At 40.0% G+C, this 3,158-nt stretch carries 2 protein-coding genes; both read right to left on the bottom strand.

From position 1 onward, the window contains the following. A partial coding sequence (locus GKZ86_RS25150) for a DUF6443 domain-containing protein (protein ID WP_230328266.1) occupies positions 1 to 2,309 on the bottom strand: 2,309 nt, incomplete at its 3' end. Positions 2,310 to 2,343: 34 nt separating this feature from the next. Then, positions 2,344 to 3,158, bottom strand: an 815-nt coding sequence (locus tag GKZ86_RS25305) for a DUF5977 domain-containing protein (RefSeq protein ID WP_230328265.1), incomplete at its 5' end; no start/stop codon positions are given.

Genomic DNA, 3,158 nt, shown 5'->3' with positions numbered 1-3,158 from the left:
CCAGCTGCGTTGTAAATATACTCAATTGTGTTTCCCGTGCCAAAAGTTATTTTCTTGGGTAAATTGAGTTGGTTGTAGAGTATTTCGGTGATATTTTTGTTTTTATCACTGATCATGTTTCCGTTAACATCGTACGTATAATCGTCGCCTGTGGTGTTGGCATCGTTAAAACCGCTGGTGTTATTGGCACTATCAGTTACTTTCGAAAGCTGGTTTGTGTTAGTTGGATAGGTATAGGCTAAATTATCGATTACGTTGGTACCTATCTGAGGGTCCATATCCCCGTTTCTGTTCAAATACAGGATGTTTCCATTTTTATCATACGATAAATTCTCGTTATAAGAATCCGTGGTTAATTTCGATTTTTGGTAAATCGCGCTGGTCAGTCGGTTTAATTTATCGTACTGGTAACCGTAAGAACGCTCCAGATTATCCGAGCCCGTTTTCCAGAACGTTTCAGCAATGTTTCCGTTATATAAGGCTTTTACATTCGCAATCTCGGTTTGTGTTTTATCGTAATTAATTTTAAAGGCAAACAAATCCAGAGGATCTGTGTTTTGCTGCAGTTCATCTGTTTTATTAATTTCGGTAAGCCAGCCTCTGATGTTATACGTATAATCTACTTTTTGCAAAGGGCTTCCGGTGCTGTTGCCCACATTTTTGCTTGTCAGTTGTCCAAGTGCATCATAGGTATTATCCGCTAAAAGCTGTACTGTTCCACCGTTTATTTGATGAGTGTGCGTAAGCAATCGATCCTGGGCAGAATACGTAAATTCTTCTCTTATGGTAATTTCGTTATCTCCTGTCGTGCGTTTATGCTTGCTGATCGTATAAAGTGGTTTTCCGGTGAAATCAAGTTTACTATCCGTCGCTGTATAACCGCCTAAATGATTTTGAGCATAAGTTCGTATTGGGCGCGCTTTTGTATCATAGAAAGTGGTACTGGTTTCGCCCAGCATTGCCAAAGCTGTTGTGGCAACCCTGGTCCAGTTTCCGGTGGCCATGCCCTTTACATTCGATAAAACTGTTTGTCCTTCAATAGTACTTGGTACTGCAGCTGCATTAGCAAATGCATAATCATCATAATAATTAACCGTTAAAAGCTTAAAATTTGTTGGCGCTATACTATTGGTATAATCAGCAGCAATACCGTCAATAGTTGCTGAAGTTTCTTTGGTTTCAAACAAAACAGCAGCATCATTCTGAGTATCCTGCAATGATTTCCTTGTTGCCGAATTTGCCGTTTGACTATTATTCCATCCTGTATAAATTGGTCGGCTAAAAGCGTCGTATTTTGTTATAAGCCAGCCCACACTCGTGTCATCCTTAAAAGGTGATAATGCAGGACCTGTGGCAACAGGCCTGTCGAGTTTATCATAAACGATAAATTCCCATTGCTTGCCCGGTAATTTTTTCTCAACTAATCGGTTCTCATCATCGTATTTGTATTGGTAACATAAGCCGTTTAAAACTTCATCGTCGATCGTTCCGTCTGCTTTCGGCGGAATCACATAGGTTAGGTTTCCGTAAGGATCATACACATAATACGTATCGAGTTTGTTTCCGGATTCGTAGGTTCTTTTTAAAACAACCTGACCTTCCTTGTTTTTAAATTCTACCGTAGAGCCGGCTGATTCGCTTGGGTTGGTACTGGTATTTTCATCAAAAGTTACATTTTTATACAATTCATTGGCCTCATAATTTCCTGATTCTGAAAAAGCAGTTTCAAATAATCCTGATCCGGCATCCCAAGTAGCTGTTGCTTTATACAATTTAACTTCAGTATCGGTATTGGTCTGGTAATCGAGTTTAATTTCATGACCGCCGCCCATCGCCCAGGAAGTTCCCGGAGAAGCTTGTTTTAAAATCCTGTTTAAAGGAGAGGATTCGAGTTGTTTTTCTGAAAATGGGTTGGCGGTATTCTCGTATTTTGCTGTTCCGTAAAAAGTTAATGCAGCATTGATTGCTGTAGCAGGATCTATTCTGGGATAACTGGTACCGCCATTTGAAGATGCGTATGGTAAATATTCTTTCACCTGCCTGCCAAAACTATCGTATTCTATGGGTGTTATGATATCAGAACCATTCCCCCCCTGGCCAATGGCGATAGTCTGAACAGGTCTGCCCAATCCGTCAAAATAAGTGATATTCTGGTTTGCCTCTTCCTTGGTCAAAGTATTGAAATTTCCTGACTTAACCGCTTTTTTCGGAGCTGTCGTGTAAACAAAATTATCATCACTGAAACTCTGGGCGTGTAGCACCGGAATTGCAAATAATAACAAAATTATAATTGATATAAATTTTTTCATCAAGTTCTCTTTTATATTTAAATTATTGAGGCTATTATTGTACCGGGCCATCGAGTTCAACATTTTGTGTACCGTTAACTCCACCTAAATTAAATGTAAGTGATGCGGAAAGTTGGTTCGCTCCCAAGACAATACTTTTCCTCACAGTTATAAGTTTATCAGCCGTAGTTAAATACGTTATTATAAATTTAAAGGTGACAGCAGGATGATTTGCTGTTGAACAATTAGCAAATAATGTCATGCTTAATGATGTGGGAGAATAGGTATAATCAAATGTGTAAACTGGGGCGGCCGCTGTACAAACTCCTATACTGTTTGCATTGTTTTGTCCGTCTGTATTAAATTTAGCTAAACCTAAAGAATCCGCTTCCGCCTGGGAATTCGTAGAAGTCGAAACACCATACGCCTGACTAAAAGAAACACTAGAACCAACAAACCCTGCAGCACAATTATTTCTGGTAAAAGAGCCGCTTCTGGCATTGCTGTAAAAGGTACATTTGGCATTAGCATTGGCAAATGCCTGTCCACTAGTAGTAATATCTGTTTGGGCCTGCGCGTCTGCATCTGCCTGAGAAATATTTGAAAAATATTTTCCGGCCGGAACATTATAATATACACTTTCCGGTGTACCTCCTGCCGCACAGTTGTTACGGGTAAACAACTGGTTTTTGGCAACATTCCAAAAAGTACATTTGGCAGCAGTATTGGCATAAGCCTGTCCATTACTATTAATTTCTGTTTGGGCCTGTGTATCTGCATCTGCCTGGGAAACATTTGATACATATCTTCCGGCTGGAACGTTATAATACACGCTTTCCGGTGTACCTCCTGCCCCGCAATTGTTGCGGG

Origin of the sequence: Flavobacterium sp. LC2016-13, assembly GCF_009707955.1 — a bacterium.
In the GTDB taxonomy this organism is placed as follows: Bacteria; Bacteroidota; Bacteroidia; order Flavobacteriales; family Flavobacteriaceae; genus Flavobacterium.
Note: the sequence above shows the minus strand (reverse complement) of the source record. Positions and strands in the feature narration are given on the sequence as shown.